Below are 4,517 nucleotides of genomic sequence, written 5' to 3'. Positions count from 1 at the left end.
CGGCAGGCGCGGGTGGCGCACGACGTTGCCCAGAATCTCCTCCGCGCGGCGGTGCTGGAAGAGGGCCACCGCGCGCAGCGCCGCCTGCTGGATGCGCGGGTTCGGGTCCCAGATGAACGCGGCCAGCGGGTCCAGGGCGCGCGCGTCGCCCAGCAGCGCCAGGTCCTCGATGGCGAGCGCGCGGATCTCCTCCGGCGCGGGCTCCGCCGCCCACAGCAGGCCCTTCAGGAGGGCCGCGTCCGACGCGCTGGTGTCCTCCGGCGGCCGGGCGGGGGCGGCCCTGTCCGCGGGGGCCTTGTCGGGGCTTCGGGGAGGCCTTGGGCGCGGCGGCCGGGACCGACGGGGCCTGGGCGTGCGCGGCGGCGGTCAGGAGCAGGGCGGCGGCGAGGAGCGGTCGCATGGGCAGGGTTCTACCTGAAACCCGGGAAGCCCTGCAGCGCGCCCGGGGCCGCCCCCTGGGTCGTCCACGACATTTTCTTGACGGGATCGCCGGACGTGGGAGGTTGCCGGTGCTACAGGCGTGTTGCGAACGGAGGTCGAAGTCACCATGGGTGCGGCGGTCGCGAGCTGGCAGACACTGGAGAACGTCACGGTGGAGTGCACCCACTGCGGCGTGATGATGACACTCCAGCCCGGGAGCCGGGTGAAGTACTACCGGTGCGGTTCATGCCACCGCTGGGTGTCCAGCACCTACAGCGAGGTCTTCCGCGCGGACGCGAAGATGCGCACGCACCCGGTGAAGGACACCGCGGACGCGGACGCGCGCTTCGTGGAGGTGAAGGCCCGGTTGGACCAGTGGCTCACCGCCGTCCAGGAGCAGTGCCCGTACCAGACGATGGGCGTGTCGCCGCTGGACTCCGCGGACGTCATCCGCGCGCGCTTCCACGCGCTGGCCATGGAGCGGCACCCGGACCGGGGCGGCTCCGCGGAGCAGATGCGCGAGCTCAACGCCGCCTACGAGCGCATCCTCAAGCACCGTCAGCGCAAGCGGCTGGAGGCGATGGCGTCCGGGACGTCCACGTGCGCCACGCCCGCGTCCGTCCTGCCCGCGCGCAACAGGTAGAGCCAGAACAGCGCTCCCAATGACAGGCCCAGCCCCACCTTGGCCCAGGTGGGGAACAGGTGGCCCGGGGAGATGAAGCCCTCCACCATGCCAATGCATGCGAGGAAGGGCGCGCAGCCCACCACCAGCTTCACCGCCTCACGTCCGCGCGCCTGGAGCGCCTGCGCGCGCGGCAACTCGCCAGGGTCGATGAGCGCCTGGCCCACCATCAGCCCCGCGCCGCCCGCGATGACGATGATGGACAGCTCCACCGGCCCGTGCGCGGCGATGAAGTCCAGGAAGCCCGCGGCCATGCCCTCGCGGAAGCACAGCGCGCCCACCGCGCCAATGAGCACGCCGTTGTTCACGAGCGTGAAGATGGGCCCCACGCCCAAGAGGATGCCGGACGCGAACGCGAACAGCGTGACGGTGAGGTTGTTGGTCGCGATGCCGGAGGCCACGGCGTTGGGCGGCGCCACGGACAACAGGTCGTCCGTCCACATGCGCCCCTGCGCCACGTAGCGCCGCACGCCCTCCGGCACCAGCAGCTCCGCGCCGCGCGGCTCCAGCGTCACCACCAGCGCGCCCAGGAGCAAACCCAGCACCAGCAGGCCCGCGCTCACGCCCACGAAGCGCGCCTCGCGGCGCAGCGTGGCGGGGAAGTCGCGGCGGAAGAAGTCGCGCGTGGAGGCCCAGCGCTCGCGCGGCGGCTGGTAGATGGCGCCATACGCCCGCGCGCAGAGCTGGTTGAGGAAGCGGTGCGCGTCCGTGCCTGGATAGAATGTCTGGGCTTGCGCCAGGTCCGCGGCCGCGCGCCGGTACAGCGTGTCCAGCGTGCGCAGCTCCGCCAGGCCCAGGCGGCCGCGCGCTGGCGCGTGAGCAGCGCCTGGAGCGCGTCCCAGTCCGGGCGGCGCCGGGTGACGAACGTGGGCAGGGGCACGGCCATGTCAGTGGGCCGCCTTCGCGCGCGTGCGCAGGAAGGCCTCCGTGGCCTCGGGTGACTGGAGCACCCGCGCCGCGCTCCTCGTCCGTCAGGGACGCGCCCACGCGGTCCACCAGCCGCGCGCCCAGCCGCTGGCGCACCTCCGGCTGCAGGCCGGGCGCGCGCGCGAGGAACGCGAGCACCAGCTCCACGTCCTCCGCGTCCAGCGGCCGCTGCATGGCGGCGCCGGGCGTGGACGCGGGCGGGGAGTCCGTCGCCGGAGCTTGCGTGTACTTGTCCAGGTCGATGGCCTCCTCGCGCACCAGCACGGTGCCGGCGAGCAGGTCCCCCAGCCGGCGGTGCCGCGCGTCCAGCAGCATGGTGATGCAGCCGGTGGCGTAGAGCACGGGCAGGAAGTCCACCGCACGGCAGAGGTTGCGCACCGCGCTTTCGAAGAAGCCCACCGGCGAGCCATCCTCGCGCACCACCCGGATGCGCATCACGCGCTTGCCGGGTGTCTGTCCATGGAAGAAGACCTCCGCCAGCGTCCAGTACAGCCATTGCGTGGCGAAGAGGCCCACCGCGAGCAGGGTCTGCGTGAGCCCCGACAGCGCCTGGAAGGCCCCCAGCACGTCGGACACCAGCAGCGTGACGACGAAGTAGAGCGCCACCCAGAAGAAGAACAGCAGGCTCGCGTCCACCAGCCACGCCAGACAGCGGTAGCCAATGCCGGCCACGGGCAGGGAGAGCGCGACGCGTTCGGGGGTGGCGACGTCGACGTGGGGTGCGGGGGCGGAGGGAGTCATGCGCGCGGGACGCACAGCATACGCCCTTGGCGTCCAGGACGCGCCATCCCCGTGCATGGGCGCCATCCGCGGACGCCGGGCGAAACAGCAGGCGAAACATTGAAATGTGGACGCCGGATGCATGTCCCGCGGCCGACAGCGATCACGACCTGACGGACGAGGCCCTGGATTTCGATACGATTCGTGCGCAATTGACAGTCCCGACAGGGGCGGTTCGCAAGAGGCCTTGGATGATGTTAGGGTCTCGGTTGGCAGGAATTGCCTGAAACGGAAAGGGAGGAACGGCCCGATTGGGCCAGTTCGGCAGTCGCAAGCGCAGTCCGCAGGGCAGCACTGACAAGACCCCCGGATGGAGTTGAAGCGCGGTTCTCGCACGCTCAGCACAGGCGGAAGTTCCGCCGCGGTTCCACCGACTCCGGGGCAGGTTGAAGTCGACAGGTAGCATTGAAAGCAATTCGCCACGACGGCTGGGGGGCCATCGCATGGCAGCGAATCAATCGGCAGTTCGTATTTCGATTCTCGAAGGACCGTGGGCGGCCTGGCAGGGCTTGTCCGATGGGCTTCGGGGTGAGGGTCATTCCACTTCGGTGACGCGCGACGTGCGCGGCTTCCTGGACGGACTCGGCACGGATCCACCGCAGGTGGCCATCCTCGACGTGGAGAACGACGGCGAGGCCGCCATCGGATGCTCCGTGACGGAGGGGCTCAACCTGCTGCGTGAGGCCCGCAAGCGCCGGCTGGAAGTGCGCATGCTGCTCTTGTCCGCGGTGAGCACGCCGGAGGTCATCTCCCAGTGCTTCGACGAGGGGGCCTCCGGGTATCTCTTCCGCGCGGGGCTGGGCGTGAACGCGGTGTCCTCCGCGGTCCAGTCGCTGGTGAGGGGCGAGCGCCTCTTCCCGGTGCAGCTCTTGCGCAACGACTTCGAGCATCCGCCGGTGACGTCACCCACGGCGAGCGTGCTCTTGCTGCTCACGCAGCGGGAGCGTGAGGTGCTCCAGTACGTGGCGGGCGGGGCGGACAACCTGAAGATCGCCGCGCACCTGCAAATCGCCGAGCGCACCGTGAAGTCACACGTCACGCAGCTCTACCGCAAGCTGGGCGCGGAGAACCGCACCCAGCTTGCCCTGCGCGCCTGCCACCTGGGCGTCAGGCCTCCGCCGGACCTCTAGCCGGTCCGGCCCACCCTCCCCGTTGAAGCGGGGAGGGCGCGGTGGGAAGCAGCGCGCGGCCCTCAGTTCTTGTTGCGGGCCGCGTCCTCTTCCATCTTCTTGCGGAGGCTCAGCGGACGCATGTCCGTCCAGACCTCCTTGATGTACTCCAGGCACTCGGCCTTCAGGCCCTGCTTGCCGGCGTCCTTCCAGCCCAGCGCGTTCTCACGGTCCGCGGGCCAGATGGAGTACTGCTCTTCGTGGTTGACGACGACCTTGTAGATGGTCGTGTCTTCGCGCTCGTCGCTCATCGGGGGGGCTCCTGGAAGCAGGGGACCCCCTTTCGTCGCACACCCGGGGAAAAGCGGTCAAGGTAGGTGGAGGCGACACCGCCCGGACCTTCCTGGGAGGGTGGATCCGCGCCCGGCCGCCCGCGGGGGCCGCACCCGGAATCCGTGGCCGTGACACGAGCGGCGTGAGGCGCGGATACTCGGCCGCATGCGCATCTGGAAGAACGCCGTGTCGGGGCTCGTGCTCCTCCTGGGGGGCGCCTGGGCCTCGCTGGCCTGGCCCTGACGGGACGGGGCCGGAGGGCCGCA

At 70.8% G+C, this 4,517-nt stretch carries 4 protein-coding genes and 2 pseudogenes; 2 read left to right on the top strand and 4 right to left on the bottom strand.

The window, feature by feature from the left end:
- Nucleotides 1-171 (bottom strand): annotated as a pseudogene (locus tag ACLEQD_RS37700) (HEAT repeat domain-containing protein); the annotation flags it as partial.
- A 376-nt stretch (nt 172-547) separates the two neighbouring features.
- On the opposite strand from ACLEQD_RS37700, the gene ACLEQD_RS37695 reads away from it, so the two are divergent.
- Complete coding sequence (locus ACLEQD_RS37695) at nt 548-1,063, top strand: J domain-containing protein (protein WP_410390699.1); 516 nt, start codon at nt 548-550, stop codon at nt 1,061-1,063.
- Here the strand turns inward: ACLEQD_RS37695 and ACLEQD_RS37690 are convergent.
- Both ACLEQD_RS37690 and ACLEQD_RS37685 read right to left on the bottom strand, forming a co-directional pair.
- Nucleotides 979-1,671, bottom strand: coding sequence for a stage II sporulation protein M (locus tag ACLEQD_RS37690; protein WP_410390698.1), 693 nt, complete (start codon nt 1,669-1,671; stop codon nt 979-981). The two genes, ACLEQD_RS37695 and ACLEQD_RS37690, sit on opposite strands and share 85 nt — an antisense overlap.
- A gap of 318 nt (nt 1,672-1,989) precedes the next feature.
- A pseudogene (locus tag ACLEQD_RS37685) lies at nt 1,990-2,770 on the bottom strand (RDD family protein).
- 482 nt (nt 2,771-3,252) lie between these two features.
- Here ACLEQD_RS37685 and fruA point away from each other — a divergent pair.
- On the top strand, nt 3,253-3,939 hold the full coding sequence (fruA, locus tag ACLEQD_RS37680; RefSeq protein ID WP_410390697.1) for a response regulator transcription factor FruA: 687 nt from the start codon (nt 3,253-3,255) through the stop codon (nt 3,937-3,939).
- A gap of 62 nt (nt 3,940-4,001) precedes the next feature.
- Here fruA and ACLEQD_RS37675 read toward each other — a convergent pair whose 3' ends face one another.
- Nucleotides 4,002-4,229, bottom strand: coding sequence for an MbtH family protein (locus ACLEQD_RS37675; RefSeq protein ID WP_143901243.1), 228 nt, complete (start codon nt 4,227-4,229; stop codon nt 4,002-4,004).
- Nucleotides 4,230-4,517: the final 288 nt, after the last annotated feature.

Origin of the sequence: Corallococcus sp. 4LFB (genome assembly GCF_046520365.1) — a bacterium.
In the GTDB taxonomy this organism is placed as follows: domain Bacteria; phylum Myxococcota; class Myxococcia; order Myxococcales; family Myxococcaceae; genus Corallococcus; species Corallococcus caeni.
The sequence above is the reverse complement of the archived record's forward strand: the minus strand, read 5'-3'. Positions and strand labels throughout refer to the sequence as shown.